General features: G+C 59.0%; 20 protein-coding genes. 15 read left to right on the top strand and 5 right to left on the bottom strand.

The annotated features are described in order from the left end of the window. Nucleotides 1-3: 3 nt before the first annotated feature. Both lolB and Q674_RS30760 read right to left on the bottom strand, forming a co-directional pair. A complete protein-coding gene (gene lolB / locus Q674_RS30765) occupies nucleotides 4-630 on the bottom strand; it encodes a lipoprotein insertase outer membrane protein LolB (RefSeq protein ID WP_022991936.1) in 627 nt (208 codons plus the stop codon). Continuing rightward, entirely contained in the window at nucleotides 627-2,384 is a 1,758-nt protein-coding gene (locus tag Q674_RS30760) for a tetratricopeptide repeat protein (protein WP_023008871.1), read from the bottom strand. Before Q674_RS30760 ends, lolB begins: the two co-directional genes overlap by 4 nt. Before the next feature lie 234 nt (nucleotides 2,385-2,618). Between Q674_RS30760 and hemA the strand changes: the two genes are divergently transcribed. From hemA to Q674_RS30740, 4 genes are read left to right on the top strand one after another with little or no spacing between them, the layout of a single operon-like run. Continuing rightward, nucleotides 2,619-3,908: a glutamyl-tRNA reductase gene (gene hemA, locus Q674_RS30755; RefSeq protein WP_014420702.1), complete on the top strand. Its 1,290-nt coding sequence runs from the start codon at nucleotides 2,619-2,621 to the stop codon at nucleotides 3,906-3,908. After that, on the top strand, nucleotides 3,905-4,996 hold the full coding sequence (prfA, locus tag Q674_RS30750) for a peptide chain release factor 1 (protein WP_014420703.1): 1,092 nt from the start codon (nucleotides 3,905-3,907) through the stop codon (nucleotides 4,994-4,996). Before hemA ends, prfA begins: the two co-directional genes overlap by 4 nt. Next, on the top strand, nucleotides 4,983-5,840 hold the full coding sequence (gene prmC / locus Q674_RS30745; RefSeq protein ID WP_022991933.1) for a peptide chain release factor N(5)-glutamine methyltransferase: 858 nt from the start codon (nucleotides 4,983-4,985) through the stop codon (nucleotides 5,838-5,840). Before prfA ends, prmC begins: the two co-directional genes overlap by 14 nt. A gap of 11 nt (nucleotides 5,841-5,851) precedes the next feature. Beyond that, nucleotides 5,852-6,598, top strand: a complete 747-nt coding sequence (locus Q674_RS30740) for a HesA/MoeB/ThiF family protein (protein WP_022991932.1) — start codon at nucleotides 5,852-5,854, stop codon at nucleotides 6,596-6,598. A gap of 143 nt (nucleotides 6,599-6,741) precedes the next feature. Here the strand turns inward: Q674_RS30740 and phrB are convergent, their stop codons facing one another. After that, the gene (gene phrB / locus Q674_RS30735) at nucleotides 6,742-8,133 is read right to left on the bottom strand and encodes a deoxyribodipyrimidine photo-lyase (protein ID WP_023008870.1); all 1,392 of its coding nucleotides are present in this window, start codon (nucleotides 8,131-8,133) and stop codon (nucleotides 6,742-6,744) included. A 151-nt stretch (nucleotides 8,134-8,284) separates the two neighbouring features. Here phrB and Q674_RS30730 point away from each other — a divergent pair, with 151 nt between their 5' ends. From Q674_RS30730 to Q674_RS30680, 11 genes are all read left to right on the top strand, one after another. Beyond that, nucleotides 8,285-9,097, top strand: a complete 813-nt coding sequence (locus tag Q674_RS30730) for a hypothetical protein (RefSeq protein WP_023008869.1) — start codon at nucleotides 8,285-8,287, stop codon at nucleotides 9,095-9,097. Between the two features lie 20 nt (nucleotides 9,098-9,117). Continuing rightward, entirely contained in the window at nucleotides 9,118-10,005 is an 888-nt protein-coding gene (locus tag Q674_RS30725; protein ID WP_023008868.1) for a mechanosensitive ion channel family protein, read from the top strand. Beyond that, complete coding sequence (locus Q674_RS30720) at nucleotides 9,986-10,477, top strand: ATP-dependent zinc protease (protein WP_011785817.1); 492 nt, start codon at nucleotides 9,986-9,988, stop codon at nucleotides 10,475-10,477. Before Q674_RS30725 ends, Q674_RS30720 begins: the two co-directional genes overlap by 20 nt. Before the next feature lie 2 nt (nucleotides 10,478-10,479). After that, nucleotides 10,480-11,385: a 30S ribosomal protein S6--L-glutamate ligase gene (gene rimK, locus Q674_RS30715; RefSeq protein ID WP_011785816.1), complete on the top strand. Its 906-nt coding sequence runs from the start codon at nucleotides 10,480-10,482 to the stop codon at nucleotides 11,383-11,385. Between the two features lie 6 nt (nucleotides 11,386-11,391). Then, nucleotides 11,392-12,459: a succinylglutamate desuccinylase/aspartoacylase family protein gene (locus Q674_RS30710; RefSeq protein ID WP_011785815.1), complete on the top strand. Its 1,068-nt coding sequence runs from the start codon at nucleotides 11,392-11,394 to the stop codon at nucleotides 12,457-12,459. Between the two features lie 18 nt (nucleotides 12,460-12,477). Further along, a complete protein-coding gene (locus tag Q674_RS30705; RefSeq protein ID WP_014420709.1) occupies nucleotides 12,478-12,903 on the top strand; it encodes a secondary thiamine-phosphate synthase enzyme YjbQ in 426 nt (141 codons plus the stop codon). Nucleotides 12,904-13,125: 222 nt separating this feature from the next. Next, the gene (locus tag Q674_RS30700) at nucleotides 13,126-14,103 is read left to right on the top strand and encodes a TAXI family TRAP transporter solute-binding subunit (RefSeq protein ID WP_011785813.1); all 978 of its coding nucleotides are present in this window, start codon (nucleotides 13,126-13,128) and stop codon (nucleotides 14,101-14,103) included. A gap of 84 nt (nucleotides 14,104-14,187) precedes the next feature. Beyond that, nucleotides 14,188-16,383, top strand: coding sequence for a TRAP transporter permease (locus Q674_RS30695; protein ID WP_023008867.1), 2,196 nt, complete (start codon nucleotides 14,188-14,190; stop codon nucleotides 16,381-16,383). 107 nt (nucleotides 16,384-16,490) lie between these two features. After that, complete coding sequence (locus Q674_RS30690) at nucleotides 16,491-18,305, top strand: sensor histidine kinase (protein ID WP_023008866.1); 1,815 nt, start codon at nucleotides 16,491-16,493, stop codon at nucleotides 18,303-18,305. Beyond that, entirely contained in the window at nucleotides 18,302-19,654 is a 1,353-nt protein-coding gene (locus tag Q674_RS30685) for a sigma-54-dependent transcriptional regulator (protein ID WP_011785810.1), read from the top strand. The genes Q674_RS30690 and Q674_RS30685 overlap by 4 nt, the downstream gene beginning before the upstream one ends. A 148-nt stretch (nucleotides 19,655-19,802) precedes the next feature. Then, nucleotides 19,803-21,497, top strand: a complete 1,695-nt coding sequence (locus Q674_RS30680; protein ID WP_023008865.1) for a methyl-accepting chemotaxis protein — start codon at nucleotides 19,803-19,805, stop codon at nucleotides 21,495-21,497. A gap of 71 nt (nucleotides 21,498-21,568) precedes the next feature. Here Q674_RS30680 and Q674_RS30675 read toward each other — a convergent pair whose 3' ends face one another. Both Q674_RS30675 and Q674_RS30670 read right to left on the bottom strand, forming a co-directional pair. Next, a complete protein-coding gene (locus tag Q674_RS30675; protein ID WP_023008864.1) occupies nucleotides 21,569-23,227 on the bottom strand; it encodes an acetolactate synthase large subunit in 1,659 nt (552 codons plus the stop codon). Continuing rightward, nucleotides 23,224-24,411 (bottom strand): L-lactate dehydrogenase, encoded by a 1,188-nt coding sequence (locus tag Q674_RS30670; protein WP_023008863.1) that lies wholly within the window; start codon nucleotides 24,409-24,411, stop codon nucleotides 23,224-23,226. Before Q674_RS30670 ends, Q674_RS30675 begins: the two co-directional genes overlap by 4 nt.

The raw sequence follows: 24,411 nt of genomic DNA, 5'->3' as shown, positions 1-24,411 counted from the left end.
TACTCAGTCCTCTTGTTGCCATTCGCTGATGACCACGCGTACCCGTTTGTCGCCGTTCAGGGCTGTGATCCGGGCAGGAAGCGCGGGCAGGCTGTCAATGAATGGCTGCCAGCGGTCATAGCGAATTTCCCAGCCATCCTGCCGCAAGATGGCCAGTTGGTGCTGTTCGTCGAACAGCAGGCGGAAATCACCCTCCGGCGCCGGCAATCCTCGAACCCACCAAGCGAGGTTGTCGATGGGCAGGTTCCACCCTGTAGCGGCGGCCACCAGGGTTTCCGGGTCTGAGGACTGGTAGGTCTCACCATTGGCCAGAGTCAATTCTATGAAGCCCGGAACGCCCGTGAGTCGTGTTGTGCCCATGCCCAGGAATGAGGATGACAGCGAGAGGTCGTAGCGTTCACCCTGCTGGCGCCAGCCATTGATAATGGCAGTGCCGCTGTCTGAGGGTTGTTTTACCGCCAGCTTTCCTCTCAGTTGCCATTGGTCAAAGCGGCTCAGGTGGTTGCTGCGCTCGGCCCAGTCGGCGGGCGGCTGGTTGGTCATGCCCTCGGGCAAAGGTTCCAGCTGGATGGTGGTGCAGCCGGTCATGGCAGCGGTTAGCAATGCCATGCCAAGTAATCTTCGGATCATTGGTCAGCCCCATCACTGGTCAGCCGGTCGATGGTTTCCCGAAGAATTTCATGGTCTGGGTTCTGATCCAGCCCTTCTTCCCAGATGATACGTGCCTGTTCTTCATTGCCGGTTACCCACAGGACTTCGCCATAGTGTGCCGCTACTTCCGGGTCCGGGTAGGCTTCCCAGGCGCGGGCCAGAAAGTCGAGGGCCTGATTCGTTTCGCCCTGGCGGAACAGTATCCATCCCATGCTGTCGAGAATGGCCGGGTTTTCCGGGTCCAGCGCGATGGCTTTCTCAATATAACCGCGGGCTTCATCCAGGCGATCAGTACGTACCGTCAGAATGTAGCCCAGGGCGTTCAGGGCAACGGCATTGTCCGGTTGCAGTTCGAGGATGGTTTTCAAATCCTGCTCTGCGCCAGCCGGTTCTCCCATGGTGTCCTGTAGCATGGCCCGCGCATAGCGAAGTTCAACGTTGTTCGGGTAGCTTTCCAGTGCAGCATCGGCTGCGGCAAGGGCTTGCTCATTCCGCTCCTGATCGATCAGCAGATTCACCTCCAGCAGCCAGAATTTCTCGGCGTGATCAGGGGCTCGCTCACGCAGGTTCTGGATGTGGGCAATGGCCTGGTCCAGTTCGCCGGCCTGGGCCTGCAGTTCGCTGGCACGGGCCAGCGACGGGAAGAAATAGTTTCCCCGTTGCACGCTCTGGTAATACTCGATCGCCTGGTCGGTATTGCCGGCATCTTCCTCAATGCGTCCCAGATAGTAGCTGGCTTCATCTTCGTGGTGGCCCTGCTCGATCAGGCGGGTCAGTTCCTCCCGGGCCAGTGCGGGTTGCTGGTTTTCCAGGGCTACCAGGGCGTGTGAGAGTCTCAGCCCCGGGGTGTCCGGATAGCGTTTTACCAGCCGTTCAAATTCGTCCTGGGCCGCCTGCAGCTCTCCCTCGTTAATCAGCATGCGGCCATAGAGGGTGCCCATCTGGCGGTTGACCGGGAAGCGCCGGGTATTGGTCGTCAGGTAATTCAGAGCCTCACGTTTCTGCCCGGTCTGGTAGAGCAGATCGCCCTTGAGGATGATGGCGGGCTGGAAGTTCGGCGCCTGCTCAAGCAACTGGTTAATCTGCCGGAGGGCGACGGTCGGGGTGCCGGTAATTTTTTGCAGCAGGGCAATGCTGTACTGGAGTTCCGGGTTATCCGGGTGCTTGACTGCCAGTTGACTGTAAAGCGTCAACAGCTCCTGTTGCTGCGCGGGCGGCAGTCCCGCGGCCATGGCAGCGAGGCTGTCAAAATCCGCGTCTTCTCCCTGGTCCATGATCTGCTCCATATGGAACAGGGCGTTTTCCAGTTTCTGGCGCTTGACCGCCTGAATGGCCGATATCCGATGTGCTTCCAGATTGTCGGGGTCCACGTCCAGCCAGAGTGTAGCCAGTTGTTGCTGGGCATTGTCTGCATTCAGAGACTGGGCGATCCGCATGGCCCGCTCAATCACGCCGGTGTCCCGTGAGGTTTTCGCAGCCTGGAGGTAATTGACCAGGGTGACATCGTAACGGCCACGCTGGCCGGCCACTTCAGCCGACAGAAGCTGGTAAAGCACTTCCGGTTCGAATTCGGCATAGTTGATGGGCGTGGCAGGCGGGGTAGCTGCTGGGGTATCGGTCCCGGTTACCTCATCGGCGGGTTCCGGGGTACCGGAAAATACGGCGCAGCCCGGAAGTGTGACGAGAGTAAGTCCCAACAGGCAGGTAACCAGATACGGTGCGGATTTTTGCATGCAACTTCCTGTGTGCTATCGGCGATAGGTCAGTGAAAACCGTTTTCTGCCCGGTAATTGAGGCAGATCGGGTTGCGGCCACGGCCAAGGCCCTATAATGGCATAAGCGTCTGAACTTGCCCAACCTGTCCGCACTTGCCGAAGGCGACGGGTTTTCGGGTGGCGACTGAGCAGTTGCCCCGGTAGAATGGCGAGTGATTATCCATAATCAGGGCAGGGTTTTCTGTACTCCAAATGGCACTAGTAACGCTGGGAATCAACCATCGCACCGCACCCGTGGAGATCCGCGAGCGTGTGGCGTTCACGCCGGAGCGAATGGCCGAGGCCTTTTCAGAACTCCGTGCTGCCTCCGGTGCCAGCGAGGCGGCTATCCTGTCCACCTGCAACCGGACGGAACTCTATCTGGCCGGCGATGACGACTGTGCCCCCTCGGTGTTGCGCTGGCTGGCCGGGTTCCACGAGCTGGATGTGGCCGACCTTGAAAACGTGCTCTATGTGCATCGGGATTCCGATGCGGTGCGCCATATGATGCGGGTGGCCGCTGGCCTGGATTCCATGGTGTTGGGCGAACCGCAGATTCTGGGCCAGCTCAAAGATGCCTATGCCCTGGCGCGGGAACACAGCGCCACTGGCTCCTTCCTATCCCGGTTGTTCGAGCAGACCTTTTCAGTAGCCAAGCGGGTACGCACCCAGACGGCCATTGGTGAAAACCCGGTGTCGGTTGCCTATGCCTCGGTTAGCATGGCGCACCACATTTTTGCGGACATGTCCCGCAACAAGGCGCTGCTGATTGGTGCCGGGAAAACCATTGAACTGGTCGCCCGACACCTGGCAGAAGCCGGTGTGCGCAGTTTCCTGGTGGCCAACCGTACGCTGGAGAAGGCCCAGGCGCTGGCAGAAGCCCACGGTGGTAAAGGCATTCTGCTGTCGGAAATTCCGGATCATCTTTCCGACGTGGATATCGTGATTTCCTCCACCGCCAGCCCCTTGCCCATTCTGGGCAAAGGAGCGGTGGAAAGGGCGTTGAAGAAGCGCAAGCACCGGCCCTATTTCATGGTCGATATCGCCGTGCCCCGGGATATTGAACCGGAAGTGGCCTCGCTGGCCGATGTCTACCTCTATACTGTAGACGACCTGCGCCAGGTGATTGAAGAGAATATTCGCTCCCGGGAAGGCGCGGCCCGGGAGGCGGAAAACCTGATCAGCAGTGGCGTTCAGGATTTTCTGGATCAGCTGCGTGCCCTGGATGCGGTTTCCACCCTCAAGGTGTTCCGTCAGCGTGCAGAATTGCTGCGTGATGCGGAAACCGAGAAAGCCCTGCGCGCCCTGCGCAACGGCACCGATCCTGAGACGGCTCTGCGCTCACTGGCGCGGGGCCTGACCAACAAACTTCTGCACCAACCCTCGGTTCAGGTACGCAAGGCGATGGCCGAAGGCCGTACCGAAGTGACCGAATGCCTGAGGGAGCTTTACCAACTGGACGCACTGGAAGCTGACGAGCCCACCACCACGGAAAAACTATGAAACCATCCATCCAGTCCCGCCTCGAACAGCTTGTTGAACGGTTCGAGGAGGTGAATGCGTTGCTGAGTGATGCATCGGTGATTGCCAATCAGGATAAATTCCGGGACCTGTCCCGCGAATTCGCCGAGATTGAACCGGTGGTCAAGTGTTTTCAGGCTTGGCGACAGTCTCTGGAGGACATCGATGCGGCCACGGAGCTGGCCAAAGACGGCGATGCAGACATGCGGGAAATGGCCGAAGAGGAGCTGGCCAGTGCCCGGGCTCGCAGTGAAGAGCTGGACGAAGAATTGCAGCGTTTAATGCTGCCCAAAGACCCCAATGACACCAAGAATGTGTTTCTGGAAATCCGTGCCGGCACCGGGGGCGATGAAGCCGCTATCTTTGCCGGCGACCTGTTTCGCATGTATTCCCGCTATGCCGAGAAACGCCGGTGGCAGGTCGAGGTGCTCAGCGAAAATGAAGGGGAGCACGGCGGTTTCAAGGAAATCATCGCCCGCCTCTCTGGCGATGGCGTTTATGGCACCCTGAAATTTGAATCCGGTGCGCACCGGGTGCAGAGAGTGCCGGAAACCGAATCCCAGGGCCGTATCCACACCTCGGCCTGCACGGTTGCCGTGATGCCGGAGGCCGACGAAGCCGAAGCCGTTGAGATCAACAAGGCCGACCTGCGGGTGGATACCTTCCGCTCCTCCGGTGCCGGTGGTCAGCACGTGAACAAAACTGACTCGGCCATCCGTATCACCCACCTGCCCACGGGCATTGTGGTGGAGTGCCAGGAAGAGCGTTCCCAGCACAAGAACCGTGCCAAGGCCCTGAGCCTGCTGGCCTCCCGCCTTCAGAATGCCGAGCTGGAAAAGCAGCAGAAGAGCGTGGCGGAAACCCGCAAGAGCCTGGTGGGCAGCGGTGATCGTTCCGAACGTATCCGCACCTACAACTTCCCCCAGGGCCGGGTAACGGATCATCGTATCAACCTTACTCTGTACAAGCTCGACGAAGTCATTGCCGGAGATCTGGATGCCGTGGTGGTTCCCTTGCAGCAGGAACACCAGGCCGAACTGCTGGCAGATATGGCCAATGAGCAACAGTGAATGTTCGCTTACCTGTGAGGCCTTGCTGAGGGAAGCGGCAGGCCGGATTGGCGGTGAGTCTCCCAGGCTGGATGCCGAACTCCTGTTAAGCCATATCACCGGCCTGACCCGCACCAGTTTCCGGGCGTGGCCGGAGCGGGACGTGCCGGTGGACCAGGCAGAGCGGTTTTTCGCGTTGGTGGGCGAGCGTGCCAGCGGCCAACCCGTTGCCTATCTGCTGGGGGAGCAGGAGTTCTGGTCTCTCCCTCTCAAAGTCAGTCCGTCCACCCTGATCCCCCGGCCAGATACGGAGTGCGTGGTAGAGGCGGCGTTGTCGCTGGAATTACCTGCCAGCGCAAACGTGCTGGACCTCGGCACCGGCACCGGTGCTATCGCGCTGGCGCTGGCCAGTGAACAGCCTGGCTGGCAGATTATGGCCAGTGACCGCGTGCAAGACGCGGTCGACCTGGCCCGGGAAAACAGCCAGCGTCTGGGATTGCCTGTTACCGTGGTCAAGAGCCACTGGTTCGACCAGATTCCCGCCGGTACTTTCGACCTTCTGATTTCCAATCCACCGTATATACCGGCCAGCGACCGTCATTTAAGGGAAGGCGATGTGCGCTTCGAGCCTGAATCTGCCCTTGTGGCCGGAGACGACGGTCTGGACGATATTCGTCTGCTGGTGACCGAAGGACTGAACTGGCTCAATCCCAATGGCTGGATGCTGCTGGAGCACGGCTACGACCAGGGCAGCGACGTACGGGATTTGTTTGCCAAAGCCGGATGGCGCAACATGGAAACCCGCAAAGATTACGGCGGCAATGATCGCATGACCCTGGCCCGAAAACCGGCCAGTGACCAATAGCGAGAACAACTATGCTCAGCGACGAAGAACTCCTCCGCTACAGCCGGCAAATCCTGATGCCCCGGTTCGACATCGCCGGCCAGGAAAAACTCAAAGACGCCCATGTACTGGTTATCGGCGCTGGCGGCCTGGGTTGTCCTGTGGCTCTCTACCTGGGCGCCGCAGGTGTTGGCCACCTGACTCTGGTTGACGATGACCAGATCGAGCTGGCAAATCTGCAGCGCCAGATAGCCTTTGAGCAAAGCTGGCTGGGCAATTCAAAAGCCGAGCGTCTGGCCGAGCGGGTGAGGGCGATCAATCCGGAGATTATCGTTAACGCAGTCAATCGCCGGGTGGATGGTGATGATCTGAGTCAGTTGGTGAGCGAATCCACACTGGTGCTGGACTGCACGGACAACTTCAATACCCGGTTCGCCCTGAACCGGGCTTCGGTTTCTTCGAAAGTGCCCCTGGTTTCGGGGGCTGCAATAAGAGGTGAAGGCCAGCTTTCTGTTTACGATCCCCGCCACCCAGAAAGTCCTTGTTACCATTGCCTGTATCCTGAACAGGGCAACGAAGACCTGACCTGCTCGGAAGCCGGCGTCATCGCTCCGCTCGTCGGTATGATCGGCTCGGCTCAGGCGATGGAAGCTGTAAAGGTCATCTCAGAGGTTGGTAAACCATTGGTAGGCCGTCTGCTGATTCTGGATGCCTGGCAGATGGAATGGCGAGAGATGAAGCTGGCAAGAGATCCCGAGTGCCCAGTCTGCGCAAGTTAACTCCAGGATAGGTCAGGGTTGGGGGAGGTCTTTCCAAAACCCTGTGGAGCCATGGATGGCGGAACGGAGCCTACATGGATGTATTTACGGCGTGTTTTGGAAAGACCTCCCCCAACCCTGACCGGCAACGAGACTCCAAAGTCTCAATCCTTCAGCGCCTGAAACCTGGCGATGGCTTCTTTGCGGGACTCTTTCAGGTCCACAATGGGTCTGGGGTAGCCTTTCGGGATAACACCGCCCTTGGAAGGATCATGAATCCGCTTGTTGTCCAGCTTTGCCAACTCGGGCACCCAGTTCCGAATAAACTCCCCCTTCGGATCAAACCGCTCACTTTGGGTCACCGGATTGAACACCCGAAAGTAGGGCGCAGCATCGGTACCCGTTGAGGCACTCCACTGCCAGCCACCGTTGTTAGACGCCAGAAAGCCATCCACCAGATTCTGCATAAACCAGGCTTCACCAAGCCGCCAGTCGATAAACAGGTTCTTGGTGAGGAACATGGCAGTGATCATCCGCAGGCGATTGTGCATCCAGCCGGTGGCTTTCAACTGGCGCATGGCTGCATCCACAATAGGGATACCCGTGCGGCCTTCCTTCCAGGCTTCGAAATGCTCGCCCGGCGTATTCCAGGCCAGAGCCTCGGTTTCCTCCTTGAACGCACGCCCCATACTCACCCGCGGGTAGTGATAAAGGATATGGATGTAGAAATCCCGCCAGGCGATTTCATTGATCCAGGTTTCCACGCCTTCCCCGGAAAGGCCTGATTGCTTTGCCGCAATCAGGCACTGGCGCCCGGAGAGCACGCCATTGGCCAGGTAGGGGGAGAGCTGGCTGGTGCCATCCAGCGCCGGGAAGTCCCGGTTATCTTTGTAGTCCTTGGCGCGCTCCGCCAGAAACGCCTCCAGCTGCTCGTGAGCGGCATCCTCTCCCGTTGGTACCAGGGGCTTCGGTGCCTCTCTGAACGGCGCAGGCAGGGTGTCGGTCTGTTCGGGTTTGACCGCGTTGCCGATCGCGGCGGGCCTGGGGTGCAGAGTGGGCCGTGTTTCCTCTATCCAACTGCGCCAACGACGGGAGAAGGGCGTAAACACCGAATAGGGTTCGTTCTGCTGGGTCAGAATCTGGCCGACCGGGGCGACGGTCTGATCCCGGTACTTGCTCACCCGGATGCCGAAATCCACCAGGCGATCGCGCAGTGCTTTATCCCTGCGGCGTTCGTTAATGCCGTACTCCTCGTTGAAATGGACGTCGGCAATGTCACTGTTCTTGCAGAACTGCAGCAGTGCATCACTGCCATCCGAAAAACGCTCGGCGTTCAGGAACGTTAGTGGAACGCCAAGCTCAGCCAGTTCCCGGGCCAGGGCGTTGGCGTGTTCAAGAACAAAGCGTACCCGGGCGGCAGACCAATCGTGTTCCTGCCATTGCTGAGCGGTGACTACAAAACACGCGCGCACCGGTTCTCCTGACTGGCACGCGGCCGTCAGGGCAGGGTTGTCGGCAAGCCGAAGGTCATTACGGAACCACACCAGTTGTGTCATCGGGTCATCCAGGTCGTTGACGGGTGCATATAAGGGTAAATACAACCCAAAAAATCATAGGCTTGTATATTCGCTGCGACTACCGGATTGGATTATAGTTAAAACCAGCCGCCACCGAATCACGCTGACAACAAGGAGCCGTTTCGCAGGCATGACCGAGCAAACCGAAAGCCAGCGCGAAGGTGTCTGGGCACACCCCTATCAACTGGCTTCCGGCCAGACGCAACAGCATCAGCTCGGGCATACCCGGGTGTGGATTACCCTGCTGGATCTGGAGTGGCAGGTTCGAGAGCAAAAGCTGGATATTCATTCCGACCCGCTCCACTGGCAGGAAATCCTGGGCCATACCTTGCCATCCGCCGATATCCCGGTGCAGCGTTTTGTGCGTATGGATGATAACGGTATCGTCCGCTTCAACCCGGCTATGGGCGGCCTGCCCACGGTCATACGTCCGTTCCAGCCTTTAACCATTCCCGCCGGTGGGCGCTGTTTGCTTTACGTGGGAACATCCTTGTGGATGAAAGTGTGTGTGGGCGATGGGCAAACGGAGCTGACCGAGATCCCGCTGGCCGTGCCATCCATGACCTGGCTTGGCCGTAACACCATGGAGGGCGAGCTTTGCTACGCTTCCTCCACCTTTGGCCGGTTGGCGCTGGAAGCAGTGCCGAAACGGCCCTGGCGCGCGGTCACCCCGGTGACCATTATCAATCGCCGTGAGCAGGCACTCCTGCTGGAACGGTTCAGCCTGCCCACGCCATTGCTGGCCCTTTATCGTAACGAACGTGGACAGCTGTGGACGCCGGGTGTCACGGTAGAGTGTGAAACCGATATGAATTCTGCCAGCCTGCATATTGAGCAGTCGGTGTCCGCCTGTGCCGGTCAATGCCAGCTGGTGGCGCCGGCCAGGGAAAAACTGGCCAAAGGGCGCCGCCTGGTGCGGGCATTTGACCGGATGTTTGGCTGACAGAATCAGGAGCAACTCTGTTGATTGAGGCTATTGAGGCTACGTTTATTCAATTGATCAGTGGCATTGCCTGGGGGCAGTGGCTGGCGGCGGGCTTTTTGCTGGTGCTGGGTATCTTCCTGGGTACCATGCTGGCCCGGAGCGTCGGGCGGCTGGTCGAAAGCCGCACTTCACGGCACCACCAGGTGCTCATCCGGCGCCTGGTGTTCTATGTGATTTTCGTGCTGTTTGCTATCGCAGCACTGCGGGAAGCCGGGTTTTCACTGGAAGTGGTGCTGGGGGCGGCCGGTATTCTTACGGTAGCCATTGGCTTTGCTTCGCAGACATCGGCCTCCAACATCATCAGTGGCCTGTTTCTGGTGATGGAGCGCCCGTTTGAGATAGGCGATGTCATCGAAGCGGATGCCACCATTGGTGAGGTGGTGGCGATTGATCTGCTCAGTGTAAAGCTGAGAACACCGGACAACCTGTATGTGCGTATCCCCAATGAAACCCTGATCAAAACCCGGGTGGTGAACCGGTCCCGGTTTCCGATCCGGCGGATCGATTTGGTGATCGGTATCGCCTACGCTGAAGATGTGGAGCGGGTGCGGGATCTGTTGCTCGGGCTGGCGGAGACCAATCCGCATTGCCTGGAAGAGCCCCGGCCATTTGTGCTGGTGACCGGTTTCGGGCCTTCGTCTGTGGATCTCCAGTTTTCCTTCTGGGTGGCACGGGAGGATTTCCTGGAAGGTAAAGGCGGCATGATGGTCGCCATCAAGAAGGCACTGGACGGGGCCGGTATTGAAATACCGTTTCCCCACACCAGTGTCTACGCCGGCAGTCATTCCGAACCTTTCCGCATACAGCTGGTCGGGTCGGAACAACAGCAAGAAAAGGAATTACCGGATGTCGACAATAAAACCTGAAGCCATCAAAACCACTCCCCCGAAAGCCGCGGAGAACAAGGTTAGTCTGGGGTGGCGGGAATGGGTGGCGCTGCCGGATCTTGATATCCAGCGTATCAAGGCCAAGGTGGATACTGGCGCCAGGACATCCTGTCTGCACACGTTCCGAACCGAGCCCTATACCGAAAACGGCGAACGTCGTGTGAAGTTCTGGGTGCACCCGGTTCAGAACGATCTGCACCATGTGGTGGAATGCGATGCCCGGGTGCTGGACGAGCGCACGGTATCGGATTCCGGTGGCCACAAGGAACAACGCCTGGTGATTGAAACCACGCTGGTCCTGGGCGACCAGAGCTGGCCCATTGAAATGACACTGACCAACCGGGACTCCATGCGGTTCCGGATGTTACTTGGGCGCACCGCCATGGCGGGACGCTCAACGATTTACCCCGAAGCTTCTTATCTTGCCGGTGAGCCGGCACCAAGGACCTGACTATGAAAATTGCGGTACTGTCCCGAAACCGTCACCTGTATTCGACCCGGCGTCTGGTGGAGGAAGGCATTAACCGTGGCCACGAAGTGAAGGTCATCGACTGCCTGCACTGCTCCATGAACATCACCTCTGCTGACCCGAAAATCCACTACCACGAAGAAGTGCTGGAGGATTTCGATGTTGTTATCCCCCGCATTGGTGCCTCGGTCACGTTTTACGGCACTGCGGTGCTCAGGCAGTTTGAGATGATGGGCGTGTTTCCGGTGAATGAATCGGTCGCCATCACCCGTTCCCGGGACAAGCTGCGCTCTTTGCAGCTGCTGGCCCGTAAGGGTGTAGGTATGCCAGTGACCGGCTTTGCCAATAAACCGGACAACGTGCCGGAGTTGCTGAAGATGGTGGGTGGCGCGCCAGTGGTGATCAAGCTGTTGCAGGGTACCCAGGGCATCGGCGTGGTGCTGGCGGAAACCCGTAAGGCGGCAGAAAGTGTTATTGAAGCCTTTATGGGCCTGAAAGCCGACATTCTGGTGCAAGAGTTCATCAAAGAGGCGGGCGGTGCCGACATCCGCTGTTTCGTGATTGGCGACAAAGTCATTGCCGCCATGAAGCGCCAGGGCGCCGAAGGCGAATTCCGCTCCAATCTGCACCGCGGTGGCACCGCCTCGCTGGTGAGAATTACTCCGGAAGAGCGCCGAACTGCCATTACTGCCGCCAAAGCCATGGGCCTGAACGTCGCCGGCGTGGACCTGCTGCGTTCCAGCCGAGGTCCGTTGGTGATGGAAGTAAATTCCTCGCCTGGCCTGGAGGGTATTGAAAATGCCACCGGAAAGAACGTGGCGGGCATGATCATCAACTGGACCGAAAAGAACTATAAACCCTGGAAAACCAAAACCCGGGGCAGGGGATAAGAAGGCATGGCCAGAGCTCCATTTGAGATTGCCGGCGTAGAGGTGAAAGCCGGTACCCGGGAGACCGTGGAAGTCCCGGTGGCAAAACTCTACACCCATACCCCGCTGCATATTCCGGTGGAAGTGGTACACGGCCGCCGGGATGGCCCGGTATTGATGGTCTGTGGCGCCATCCATGGCGATGAGATCAACGGTGTTGAAATCGTCCGCCGTGTATTGAAGAACTCCGCGCTGCGGCACCTGAGGGGCACCCTGGTGGCGGTCCCGATTGTCAATATCTTCGGGTTCGTGCAGCGTACGCGCTACCTGCCGGACCGGCGGGATTTGAATCGGTGTTTCCCGGGCTCAGAGAGTGGTTCTCTGGGTGGGCGTATTGCCTATCTGTTGCGCACCCAGATCATGGAAAGCGTCACCCACATTATCGATCTGCATACCGGCGCCATTCACCGGTTCAATCTGCCGCAGATCCGTGCGGAACTGAAAAATCCCGAAACCTCTCGAATGGCTGAGGCTTTCGGTGCACCGATTATCATCAATGCCGGTTTGCGCGAAGGTAGCCTGCGTGCCTACGCCGATTCACTGGATATTCCGGTTATTACATTTGAAGGCGGCGAAGCCCTGCGCTTTGACGATGTCGTCATTGCCAGCGGCGTGAAGGGCATTATCCGGGTAATGCGGGAACTGGAAATGGTGCCGGCCAAGAAAGGCCCCAAGGCGCCGAAAAAGCGTTCGGAAACGGCGGCCAATTCGCAGTGGGTGCGGGCAGACATCGACGGCATCATGCGGCCGGTGGCCAGGCTGGGCCAGAAGGTCCGCAAGGGGCAGCGGCTGGCCATGGTAGCCGACCCCTTTGGCGAGACTGAAGTGGCTATTACTTCACCCTGTTCCGGGATCGTCATCTGTGTGAACAACCTGCCCTTGGTGAACGAAGGTGAGGCCATCTACCACGTGGCGCGGTTTGATGAGTTGGGTGAGGCCGAGAAGGCCATGGATTACTTCCGCAGTTCCTTCGAGAGCGAGATGTCGGAAGAAGCGGTGGTGCCGGTACACCCCTGGGATGAACTTCAGAAATAACCGACTGTTGGAGCACGTATGATCTGGCACCAGAACACTATTGAGCTGGCCCCGCTGCCCAGGGGATTTAACCTGGTGACCAACGAAATCCTGGCCCAGGCGCCGGAACTGACTAACTGCGAAGTGGGGTTGCTGAACCTGTTCATACAGCACACCTCCGCTTCTCTTGCCATCAATGAAAACGCCGACCCGGACGTGCGTGGCGATCTGGAGCGTCACTTCAATGTGATGGTGCCGGAACACGCCGACTATTACGAGCACACCCTGGAAGGCCCGGATGACACCACCTCCCACATCAAAAGCGTGATTATCGGGCCGTCGCTGACCATCCCCATCAGCCATGGCCATCTGGCTCTCGGTACCTGGCAGGGCATCTACCTTTGCGAACACCGGAATCATGCCGGTGGTCGTAAAATTGTGGCGACTTTGCAGGGTCGTTGGTAAGCGTTCAGGCGCTCCCCATAGGGGTGGGTTTCCACCCATAGGCGATTCTTCTCTGGGTGGAAATCCACCCATTAATTGCATGTCCTTCCGGCCAATCCGGCTTAGAAATCTGTTTTATAAGTAGTTTCCCGAACTGGCCCGGCCCTTGCTGAATGCTCCCCCAGCGAGGCCGGGCAGGTCTCATCAGCACCCAACCAACAAGATGAATCGGGAGCATTTCTTATGAAACTTCAAACCATTCTGGCGGCTGCGATCGCCTCCTCCGTTGTTGCTGGCCCTGTGATTGCCCAGGATCGTGCCGGCTGGCCTGAGAGCTTTACCGTTGGCACGGCAAGCCAGGGCGGCACCTACTTTGCCTATGGCTCCGGCTGGGCGAACTTTGTGGCGGAGAATCTGGGGGTGTCTGGTGGCGCTGAAATCACCGGCGGCCCGGTTCAGAACATGGCGCTGGTCCACACCGGAGACCTGAAGTTTGGCCTGACTACCATGGGTCCCGCCCGCGAGTCCGTCGACGGGCAGAGCCCGCTGGCACCGGGCATGAAGATGGACAACGTCTGTGCCATGTTCCCGATGTATGAAACCCCGTTCTCCATTGCCACGCTGTCCAGCTCCGGTATTACCAGCATCTCCGAGATTCCGGACGGCGCCACCATTGGTTTCGGACCGGCCGGTTCCACCTCAGATACCTACTTCCCGCGCATGATGGAAACGCTGGGCGTCAAGTTCGAGCGCCGTAACGGTAGCTGGTCAGACCTCGGTGGCCAGCTTCAGGACGGTCTGATTGATGTGGTGGCCTTCGCTGCCGGTATTCCTATTCCGGCGGTCAGCCAGCTGGAAGTCCAGACCGACGTTAACGTGATTGGCATGAACGACGACGAAGCCAAGAAGATCGTCGATAACTTCCCGGTGTCTGAATTCGTGATTCCGGCCAGCACCTACCAGTCCCTGGATGCCCCGTCCCGTGTGGTCTCCATGTGGAACTTCGCCATGGTGAACTGCGATATGCCGGAAAGCTTTGTGTATGAAATCACCAAGCTGACCATGGAGAATAACGACAAGATGGTGTCGATCCATAAGGCAGCGCGCCACTCCGTCCCCGAGAACTACACCAAGAACAAGGTACTGCCCTGGCATCCGGGTGCAGCACGCTGGTTCAACGAGAACGGCTATCCCATCGAAGACGCTGCCATCAAGCAGTAATGAACCTGGCCGAAGGGTCGCCTGACGACCCTTCGGCATCCGGTCGATACCGATTCACCGCCTCTCAGACAGGCAGGACTTATCATGACCAAAGAACAATCCCATGCCAGCGGTGAAATCCAGCTGGCAGAAAACCTGACGGTCAATGAAGACCATGTATTGGCCCACAATGTGGACGAAGAGCCGGTGGAGGCGAACCGCCGCCTGTACACCGGTATTTTGCTGAAGTTCGTCGTGTTGCTGGCGATTGCCTATTCGGCGTTTCACCTCTACACCCTGAACGTGTCGCCCATGGAAACCTGGTCGTTCCGTATTGTGCACGTGGCCGGTGCCCTGGTGTTGGGCTTTATCCTGTTTGCCGGTGCCCGCTTCGTTTCCGGTGAAGAAGGTGCTGCGCGGCATCGCTGGACCACCTGGTTTGCAGCAGTCGCGCTGATTCCCGCGCTCTATGCGCTGTACCAGACTTATGCCTTTCACCAGATGATTCTGGGTGGCACCCTGCGGATTCCCGCGGAACTGGAAACCTGGCATTTTGGCTGGCCGCTGCTGGCGGCTTCCGGTGTGGGTATTGTCATGAGCTGGTTCCACCAGCGCGATCGTGCCCGGTTCAGCGTGCCGGATCTGGTTCTCATCATCTGCTCTGTGGCGGCTGCTGCCTACCTGCTGGTGGTGTTCAACACCTCCATGCGGATGACCACCGGCACCGCGTTCGCCCCCGTGGGTATTTCTTTTGCCGCTGTGGCCGGTACCGCGCTGATTATGGAGCTTACCCGCCGGGTAGCCGGTATGGCTCTGGTGGTGATTGCACTGGTCTTTCTGGCCTACGTCTTCGCCGGCCCCTACCTTCCGGGCTTTCTGGGGTATCCCGGGCTGTCGGTGCAGCGCTTCTTCAGCCAGGTCTATACCGATGCGGGTATTCTCGGGCCGACCACGGCGGTGTCTTCGACCTACATTATCCTGTTCATTATCTTTGCCGCGTTTTTGCAGGCGTCGAAGGTAGGTGACTACTTTGTGAATTTCGCTTTTGCGGCGGCTGGCCGGTCCCGGGGTGGTCCCGCCAAAGTCTCCATTTTCGCCTCTGGCCTGATGGGTATGATTAACGGCACCAGTGCCGGGAACGTGGTATCCACCGGTTCCCTGACCATCCCCTTGATGAAGCGGGTTGGCTACAGCAAGGAATCCGCCGGCGCGGTTGAAGCAGCAGCGTCTACGGGCGGGCAGATCATGCCGCCGATCATGGGTGCGGGCGCCTTCATCATGGCGGAGATTACCGGTATTCCCTATACCGAAATTGCCATTGCGGCGATTATTCCGGCGATTCTGTACTTTGCCTCGGTCTACTTCATGGTCGATTTCGAGGCCAAGAAGCTGGGGATGCGCGGCATGCGCGAAGACGAGCTGCCCAATTTGCGCCTGATGCTGCGCCAGGTATACCTGTTTGTGCCCATCATCATTCTGATCGTGGCGTTGTTCCAGGGCTACTCGGTGATTCGTGCCGGTACTCTGGCCACGATTTCCGCGGCGGTGGTCAGCTGGATTTCCCCCAACAAGATGGGCCTGCGGCAGATTCTGCATGCGTTTGAGATAGCGGCCTATATGTCGATTCAGATCATCGTGGTCTGTGCGGCCGCCGGTGTCATTGTGGGTGTGATCTCACTCACCGGCGTTGGCGCTCGGTTCTCAGTGCTGTTGCTGGATGTGGCGGCCCACAGTCATCTGCTGGCTCTGGTGTTTGCCATGTTTATTTCCATTCTGCTGGGCATGGGCATGCCGACCACCGCAGCTTATGCCGTTGCAGCTTCGGTCGTGGCTCCGGGCCTGGTGCAGTTGGGGATTGAGCCGCTGACGGCGCACTTCTTTGTATTCTACTTTGCCGTGGTCTCGGCCATCACGCCGCCTGTGGCACTGGCGTCCTATGCGGCGGCGGGTATTTCCGGTGCCAACGCCATGTCGACATCGGTGGCGTCGTTCCGTATCGGCATTGCGGCGTTCATCGTGCCCTTCATGTTCTTCTACAACAGTGCGCTGTTGATGGAAGGAGGGTGGTTCGAAATCGGACGGGCGCTGATTACCGCTACCTTTGGCGTGTACCTGCTGTCTGCCGGTGTGCTGGGCTGGTTCGCACGGTCGTCCGCCCCGGTTCTGGTACGGTTGTTACTGGTGGCCGCAGCCCTGCTGACCATCGAGGGTGGTTTGTGGACGGATCTGGCCGGTATCGCGCTGGCGGTAATCGCCATGCTCATCCAGCGCAAGCGTGCGCCGGCTCTGGCCGCAGCCTGATCTGGCCAGTACCCGGAGGACAACCTGCCGCTGAGCGGGTTGTCCTGCCGGTCCGGGGGCGCTAGGCTTGGCCGAAGCCCCTCTTTGATGTTTCGGAACTGAATTCCATGCTCCAGCGCTTCAGCGTCGTTGTGATTCTGGTTGTCATCATGCTGCTGTCCTGGCTTCTGGGCGGTTGGTACGGTTATCGCCAGCTGGAGCAGGAGGCCCTGCAAGAGGCTTTCCGGTACCGACAACTGGTTGCGAATGAGCTGAACCGGTATCTGCCGGTACCGGCTCTTATCGCCGAACACCCCCTGTTAGCCGACGCGCTCAAGCAACCGAATGATGCCGTGACCCTGCTTCGCGCCAACGAGCAGATGCAAAGAATGGCCACCATTGTCGGCGGCTCAGATATCTACCTGATGGATTTGTCTGGTTTGACGATTGCGGCCAACAATTTCGGCCAGCCGGACACCTTCGTTGGCAATAATTACGCGTTTCGCCCCTACTTTTCTGAAGCCGTGCAAACCGGAGATTCAGTGGCCTATTTCGCCTTGGGTTTACGGTCCCTGGAGCGTGGTCTGTACTTCACTCATCCGGTGCGCGATCAGCGGGGCAAAATGCTCGGGGTCGTAGCCATCAAGATATTGGTCCATGAGCTGGAGTCGCAGTGGCACCGGCCAGAATCGACCCAGCAGGCGCAAATGGTGGTGCTGGACGGCGACGGCATCAGTTTTCTGTCCAGTCGCAGCCAGTGGTTGTATCGGGACTTTCGGCCAGGTGACAAGGCCGAAAAAACCGCCCGCGTGCGGCAGCGTTACCCCGAGCGGGATTTAGCGCCTGTTGACTTCTCGGTCACTGGCAAGCCTTGGGGGCTGGCGGATTATTCCACACGGATTCAGTTACGGGACAGCAACAGTGTCGGCACGTACCTGACCGTCGAGGTGGACCTGCCCAGGCTGGACTGGAGCCTGATGGTACTGACCGAGACGCGATCAGTACTCTGGACCCGCGCCGGTTTCCTGGTCAGCGGGCTGGCCTTGTTCCTGGCCGGGTTCCTTACCTGGTTGTATCTCCGCGAACGATACCGGCGGGAACGTGAACTGGCCTTGAGGGGAGAGCAGTTGGAGCGTCGCGTTGCTCAGCGGACAGCCGATCTTAAACGTTCCAATGACCAACTGCTGGAAGAGATACAGGAGCGGGAGAGAGCCCAGACGGAGTTGCGTGAAACCCAGCAAGAGCTCATCCAGGCTGCCAAGCTCGCGGTGCTCGGGCAAATGTCGGCGGGTCTGAACCACGAGATCAATCAGCCCCTGACCGCTATCCAGGGTTATGCCCGCAACAGTCGGAAGTTTCTGGAGCGGGGGGCCACCGATATGGTGGATGCCAACCTGGGGGAAATTGTCGCCCTGTGCGACAAGATGGCGGAGCTCATCCGACAGTTTAAGGTGTTCGCGAGAAAGTCCGAGGGCCCCCCGTCGGTGGTTGATCTCAGATTGGCGGTGGATGGAGCCCTCAAGATTATTCGTGCCCAGCACAGCAGTAGCGGCATTGTCATCGATTGGCATCGTCCGGAGCAGCCGGTCATGTGCCACGGCGATCTGATCCGGATCGAGCAGGTGATGGTCAATCTGGTGGCGAACGCGGTTCAGGCGGTTGAAGGCCGTGACGAGCCGTTGATCGAGATCATGATTGATGAGGAAGAGGGGAGCTGGCGTTGCCGGGTTCGAGACAATGGGCATGGCCTTCCCGGTAACACAGAGAAGGTGTTCGAACCGTTTTTTACCACCCGCTCTGTCAAACAGGGGTTGGGCCTGGGGCTTTCCATTTCCCGTCAGATCGTTGAAGCTCTGGGCGGAAACCTGGTCGGCCACAATCGTGACGATGGTCCGGGTGCCGAGTTCGTTCTCAAATTGAAACAGCGTAGGGCAGAGGAATGACAACCGCTTCAGTCATTTTTGTCGATGACGACCCGGATATCCGGCCACTGATGGAACAGACCCTGGAGCTGGAGGATATCCCGGTGGCCTGTTTTGCGGATGGTGCGTCAGCCTTGCAGGAGGTTCATCCGGATTTCGAGGGCATCGTCCTGTGTGATTACAACATGCCGGGCATGGACGGCCTGGATGTGTTGCAGCGCATCCGGCAGATTGATGAAGATATTCCGGTCATTCTGCTGACTGGTCAGGGCGATATCAGCACGGCGGTATCGGCCATGCAGCAGGGTGCCTACGATTTCATCGAGAAACCGTTTGATCACGAGGAGTTGATTGAACTTCTGCGGCATGCCCTTGAGAAACGGCATCTGGCGCTTGAGAACCGGCGGCTGAAAGCTCAGCTCCGACACCTTGCCCGCCCCGGCCCCCGGATGCTGGGCGATTCGCCGGCTATGCAACGGGTGATGGCGACCATTGATCCGGTATTGGATATCTCCGCAAACGTGCTCCTTCATGGTGAGACGGGGTCCGGTAAGGACGCGCTGGCCAGATATATCCATGAAAACAGTCCACGCAGCAGCCACAATTTTGTTGCGATCAATTGCGGCGCTGTACCCGAGAATCTGATCGAAAGCGAGCTGTTCGGGCACGAGGCCGGTGCCTTCACAGGTGCTGACAAACGACGTGTTGGCAAGATAGAACACGCTCATCGGGGAACCCTGTTCCTGGATGAGCTGGAAAGTATGCCCATGCCGTTGCAGATAAAACTGCTCCGGGTTCTTGAGGAGCAACGGGTTGAGCGGCTTGGCAGCAACCAGGTCGTGGACGTGGACGTACGTATTATCGCCGCCACCAAATCCGATCTGAAAGAACTGAGTGACAAGGGAGAATTCCGGTCCGACCTTTATTACCGACTGAATGTGGTGAAAGTGGATATTCCGCCGTTGCGGGAGCGAAAGGAAGACATCCCCAAACTGTTCCATCACTTTGTCCTGATTGCTGCCGCTCGCTATGACCGCGAGAGTGTGCCTTTGGACGCACGTCAGGCTGCCCGGCTGATGCAGCATTCCTGGCCCGGCAACGTTCGGGAACTGCGTAACCTGGCTGAGCGATATGTCTTGCTGGGCCCGGCAGCCCTGGCCGAAGGGGATTCCGCCAGCGGACCGAACATTGCCAGCCGGCAGACGTTGTCGGAAATGATGGATGGCTTTGAACGCTCGGCTATTGTCAGTGCTCTGAACGCCTGCCACGGTAGCATCAAGGACACCATGGTTCAGCTCGGGATTGCCCGCAAGACGCTGTATGACAAAATGAAGAAACACGGGCTGGACAAAGCCGAGTTCAAGGACTGACCGTTACAAAAGATAACGCCCTGGTTGCACTGGTTTTACAAACTACGAGGTTTCCTCGATAAATCTGTCGTGTGTTTTTCTGTAGGATTGCTAATCTTTTTTTAGCGGACTTCTCCGACAGTCATTCCAACCACGGAAAACACACCACATGAAGAATCTGACCATCCAGGCGAGGGTGCTGTTGCTGGCACTGGTGCCGGTTATTGTTCTGACTGCATTGCTGACCACTTACAACCTGAATCAGGCCCGCTCGATCGGAGAGCAGGCGGTTGCAAGCTTCTCGGAAGACATGGAGGCCAGCAAGCGCCAGGAGCTGCGCAACTATCTGGAGCTGGCAAAAACGTCCATCCAGCATCTTTATGAGCAGCCGGGCTCGGCCAATGATCCTGAGGTCCAGCAGCAGGCCTGGGACATCTTGCGGCAACTGCGTTTTGACGACTCCGGCAGTGAGGGCTATCTGTTCGCTTATACCACGGAAGGTGTTTCGGTGATGCATGGTGTCAATTCCGCCCTGGAAGGCCGTAACCTCTGGGGCTTTCAGGACCCGAACGGCACCTACCTGATTCGCGAACTGATCGAGGCTGCGCGCAATGGTGGCGGCTATGTACCCTATGGCTGGAAACACCCGGAAACCGGTAACGTAGCCCCCAAGTTAGGCTATGCCGAAATGCTGCCGAAATGGGGCGTGATGATTGGCACCGGATTCTGGATTGACGGCCTGGAGTCTCAGGTTGCTTCCATGGAGCAGCGGGTGGGAGATTCCCTGGGTGAGGCAATCATTGGTTCGGTGACCACCTCCCTGATCGCCCTGGCCATTATTGTCTTCCTTGCCCTTGTCGTGGTTCGGGGCATTATCCGTCCGTTGAAGTCGGCGGTGACGGCGATGAATGGCATTGCCAGTGGCGACGGGGATCTTACCCGTCGGCTGGAGGTCTCGGGTCGGGACGAGCTGTCGCAGCTGGCCACGGCGTTCAACAGTTTTGCGGATCAGGTCCATGGGCTGGTCCGCCAGGTCCGCCAGTCGGCCGAGACATTGAATGACACCACCGGCGAGTTGAACGAGGTCATGGTGGAGGCCGAGCAGGGCGTTGAGCGCCAGAAATCGGAAAGTGATCAGGTAGCCACCGCCATGAACGAGATGACCGCCGCAGCCCAGGAAGTGGCCGGTAATGCCAGTGAAGCGTCGGATTCGGCTGGCCACGCTACCGCTCAGGTAACCGATGCCCAGGGGCTGGTGTACCAGGCCATCGAGGTGATTGGCGGGCTATCCAAACAGGTGGAAGAGGGGGTTCAGGTCATTGAAAAACTGGGCACCGACTCCCGCCAGATCGACAGCGTGCTGGAGGTTATTCGGGAGATTGCCGACCAGACCAACCTGTTGGCCCTGAATGCTGCCATCGAGGCGGCTCGGGCCGGAGAAGCCGGCCGTGGCTTTGCCGTGGTTGCCGACGAGGTACGTACGCTGGCAAGCAGGACCCAGAAGAGCACTCAGGAGATCCAGGCGACCATCGAGCGGCTGCAGAAAGGTGCCCAGCAGGCGGTAACGCTGATCGGCGCCATCAGCCAGCGCAGCGAGGAAACCGTGGAGGAAACCCGCCAGGTGAACGAAGCGCTGCAGCGTATTTCCCAGGCCGTGAACACGATTACCGATATGAACACCCAGATTGCCAGTGCTGCGGAAGAGCAGACCAGCGTGTCGGAAACCATCAACCAGAATGTCCACGAAATCGTGGCAATCTCGGAACAGACTGCTCAGGGAACCCGTCGCGCCGGCGAAGCGACCCAGCGCCTCAAGGCACTGGCCGGTGAGTTGACCGACGAGGTCAGCCGCTACCGGGTCTGAGCAGAGTTACCTATCCAGTCGAAGGAAAAGGCGCAGTCACGAAAGTGATCTGCGCCTTTTTTTTGCCCGGATCAGGGCGCGATTTTCTTTTTCAGGGCTTTGGTCAGCGGCCTTGGCAGGCTCGGCAGCGACTTCAGCAGCCAGGGCAGAACCTTTCTTTTTACGCCATTCAGGGATTCCGGCACCACCGCTTCAATCAGGTGCGGGCCGGGGTTGTGTTTGGCGTATTCCATGGCTTTGATCAGCTCTTCCGCCGTGGTTACCCGGGTGCCGTGCACGCCCATGCTCTGGGCCAGCAACGCGTAGTTGGTGACCGGGCCACTGATGTCGAGTTGGGATTTCGCCTTGGCACCGGCTTCTTCTGCGCCAACCCGTTCCAGTTCTACGTTCAGGATCGAGTAGGAAGCGTTGTTGAAGATGATGGTGGTCACGTTCAGATTTTCCCTCGCCATGGTCCACAGGGCCTGGTTGGTATACATGGCGGTGCCGTCACCGATCAGTGCGTAAACCTGGCGATCCGGACAGGCGATGGCTGCACCGACGGCGTTGGGCATGCCTTGCCCGATGGCCCCGCCGGTGAGGGTGATCAGGTCGTGCCGTGGCGAGCCTGCGGTCATGGCGTTCAGCATCAGGCCGGAGGTGATGGCTTCATCCACGATAATGCTGTTCTCGGGCATCAGTTCGCCCACCGCCCGGCAAACCTTTTCGGCGGTGAGTTTACCTTTGGGCAGGCCGGGGCGGCCGGGCGCCTGCAGCTTGGGTTGGGCATTGCTGGCACCGAGAGTATCGGTCAGCTTTTTCAGGCTGGCGGTGGCATCCTGCTCCGGCGTGCTCAGGGTGTGAGCAGTGCAGTTGTCTGGCACCAGGTAGCTTTGTTTGCCCGGATAGGCGAAGAAGGATACCGGGGCCTTGGCATCCACCAGAATCAGGTGGTCAAACTCGGAGAGCTGCAGAGTGGCCAGTTCCGCCAGGTAAGCGATCCGCTCCACCGGCGGCAGGCCGGCGCCCCGTTCAATGCGGGTTGGGAAGGTTTCGGCAAACAGGGTGACACCGTTGTGGGCGGCAATGCGTGCCGCCTCCAGCAGAGCGGGCTCACGCAGGGCGCGGCCACCCAGCAGCAGGGCGGTTTTCTTACCGCTCTTAATGGCTTCTGCGGCCGCTTTAACAGCGCTATCTTCAGCTGCTGGCGCTTGCGGTTGAGTGGGTGCGGCACAAGGCTTGCCGCCTTCGCCCCAGGACACATCCGCTGGCAGAATCAGAGTGGCTACCTGCCCTGGCAGGCCCCGGGCGGCGATGATGGCTTCGGCGGCATCCTGGCAAAGGGCTTCTGTGCTTTGTGACGTGCGCACAAAATTGGGGGAGATGTTGCGAGCGACCGTTTCGATGTCAGACTGCAACTGGGCGTCGTATTTCACATGGTAGGTGGCATGGTCGCCAACAATGTTGACCACCGGTACCTTACCCTTGCGTGCATTGTGCAGGTTGGCCAGGCCATTGCCCAGGCCACAGCCCAGGTGCAGCAGGGTAGCAGCGGGTTTGTCCGCCATCCGGGCGTAGCCGTCGGCGGCACCGGTGGCGACGCCTTCAAACAGGGCCAGTACCGCCCGCATTCCGGGTTCGCTGTCCAGGGCGGCGACAAAATGCATTTCGCTGGTGCCCGGGTTGGTAAAACAGACTTCAACACCCGAATCCACCAGGGTTTTCATGAGTGCCTGAGCGCCGTTGGTCATTGTTGTTCTCCAGCTTGGGTCAATTCGTTTGTATTGGTCCGGTCGAGATGGGTCTCGTTGATATCGGCAATTCTGGTGACGCCGGTCAGGGTCATGGCCAGTTTCAGTTCCTGCTGCCAGGTGTTCAGGAGTCGGGTTAATCCGGCCTGACCTTCTGCCGCCAGGGCCCACGCCCAGGGGCGACCAATCATCACGCCGTTGGCCCCCAGCGCGAGGGCGCGGAAAACGTCTACGCCGTTGCGGATGCCGCCATCCACCAGGATCTCGGTGTCGTTGCCGACGGCGGCCACGATATCCGGGAGTTTGCGGGCGGTGGCGGCCACACCATCCAACTGACGACCGCCGTGGTTGGAGACCACGATGCCATCGGCGCCTACGTTGACGGCTGCTTTGGCATCATCCACTTCCAGTATGCCTTTCAGGATCAGTTTCCCTGGCCAGCGTTCCCGCAGCCATTCGATGGCCTGCCAGGTGACGGAGGCATCGAACTGGGTATCGACCCAGCGCTTGAAGGAGTCCAGGTTACTGGCCTCTGGTACCGCGTCGCTCAGGTTGCCAAAGGTCAGGGGTTTACCTTTTATCGCTACCTGCCATAGCCACCCGGGCCTGGATAGCAGTTGCTGCGCTTTGAGCGCAACGGAACGGGCGCCGGCGCTGTTCAGGCCGTTACGGGTGTCCCGATGCCGGGGGCCGGGCAGGGGCAGGTCGATGGTAAAGATCAGCGTCTGGCAGCCGGAATCCCAGGCTTTTTTTAGCAGGTTTTCTACGTAGCCCCGGTCACGAATCATGTACAACTGGAACCAGAAGGGCGCCGTGGCGGCTGCTTTCACTTCTGCCAACGGGCATATGCCAACGGTGGAGAGGGTGAAAGGCACCTCGGCCGCATTGGCGGCTTTTACGGCCTGGGCTTCTCCCCGTTGTGCCATCATTCCGGCCAGCCCCAGAGGCGCCAGGGCGATAGGCATGCTGCAGGATTGCCCGGCCAGCTCGGTGCGGGTGTCCACGTTATCGACATCAATCAACACACGTTGGCGCAGGGCGATATCCTTCCAGCCGCTGACATTGGCCCGCAGGGTTTGCTCTTCGGTGGCACCGCCGTCCAGGTAGTCTGCCAGGAAACGGGGCAGTTTACGGCGGGCGAGGATCTGGTAATCGGCGGCGGTGGCCGGATAACTCAGCGGCAT

Source organism: Marinobacter sp. EVN1, assembly GCF_000475375.1.
GTDB classification, from domain to species: domain Bacteria; phylum Pseudomonadota; class Gammaproteobacteria; order Pseudomonadales; family Oleiphilaceae; genus Marinobacter; species Marinobacter nauticus.
Note: the sequence above shows the minus strand (reverse complement) of the source record. Positions and strands in the feature narration are given on the sequence as shown.

Coding starts and splice junctions, on each gene's coding strand:
- lolB (WP_022991936.1), bottom strand. CDS start 630: ATGATCCGAAGATTACTTGGCATGGCATTGCTAACCGCTGCCATGACC.
- Q674_RS30760 (WP_023008871.1), bottom strand. CDS start 2,384: ATGCAAAAATCCGCACCGTATCTGGTTACCTGCCTGTTGGGACTTACT.
- hemA (WP_014420702.1), top strand. CDS start 2,619: ATGGCACTAGTAACGCTGGGAATCAACCATCGCACCGCACCCGTGGAG.
- prfA (WP_014420703.1), top strand. CDS start 3,905: ATGAAACCATCCATCCAGTCCCGCCTCGAACAGCTTGTTGAACGGTTC.
- prmC (WP_022991933.1), top strand. CDS start 4,983: ATGAGCAACAGTGAATGTTCGCTTACCTGTGAGGCCTTGCTGAGGGAA.
- Q674_RS30740 (WP_022991932.1), top strand. CDS start 5,852: ATGCTCAGCGACGAAGAACTCCTCCGCTACAGCCGGCAAATCCTGATG.
- phrB (WP_023008870.1), bottom strand. CDS start 8,133: ATGACACAACTGGTGTGGTTCCGTAATGACCTTCGGCTTGCCGACAAC.
- Q674_RS30730 (WP_023008869.1), top strand. CDS start 8,285: ATGACCGAGCAAACCGAAAGCCAGCGCGAAGGTGTCTGGGCACACCCC.
- Q674_RS30720 (WP_011785817.1), top strand. CDS start 9,986: ATGTCGACAATAAAACCTGAAGCCATCAAAACCACTCCCCCGAAAGCC.
- rimK (WP_011785816.1), top strand. CDS start 10,480: ATGAAAATTGCGGTACTGTCCCGAAACCGTCACCTGTATTCGACCCGG.
- Q674_RS30710 (WP_011785815.1), top strand. CDS start 11,392: ATGGCCAGAGCTCCATTTGAGATTGCCGGCGTAGAGGTGAAAGCCGGT.
- Q674_RS30705 (WP_014420709.1), top strand. CDS start 12,478: ATGATCTGGCACCAGAACACTATTGAGCTGGCCCCGCTGCCCAGGGGA.
- Q674_RS30700 (WP_011785813.1), top strand. CDS start 13,126: ATGAAACTTCAAACCATTCTGGCGGCTGCGATCGCCTCCTCCGTTGTT.
- Q674_RS30695 (WP_023008867.1), top strand. CDS start 14,188: ATGACCAAAGAACAATCCCATGCCAGCGGTGAAATCCAGCTGGCAGAA.
- Q674_RS30690 (WP_023008866.1), top strand. CDS start 16,491: ATGCTCCAGCGCTTCAGCGTCGTTGTGATTCTGGTTGTCATCATGCTG.
- Q674_RS30685 (WP_011785810.1), top strand. CDS start 18,302: ATGACAACCGCTTCAGTCATTTTTGTCGATGACGACCCGGATATCCGG.
- Q674_RS30680 (WP_023008865.1), top strand. CDS start 19,803: ATGAAGAATCTGACCATCCAGGCGAGGGTGCTGTTGCTGGCACTGGTG.
- Q674_RS30675 (WP_023008864.1), bottom strand. CDS start 23,227: ATGACCAACGGCGCTCAGGCACTCATGAAAACCCTGGTGGATTCGGGT.
- Q674_RS30670 (WP_023008863.1), bottom strand. CDS start 24,411: ATGCCGCTGAGTTATCCGGCCACCGCCGCCGATTACCAGATCCTCGCC.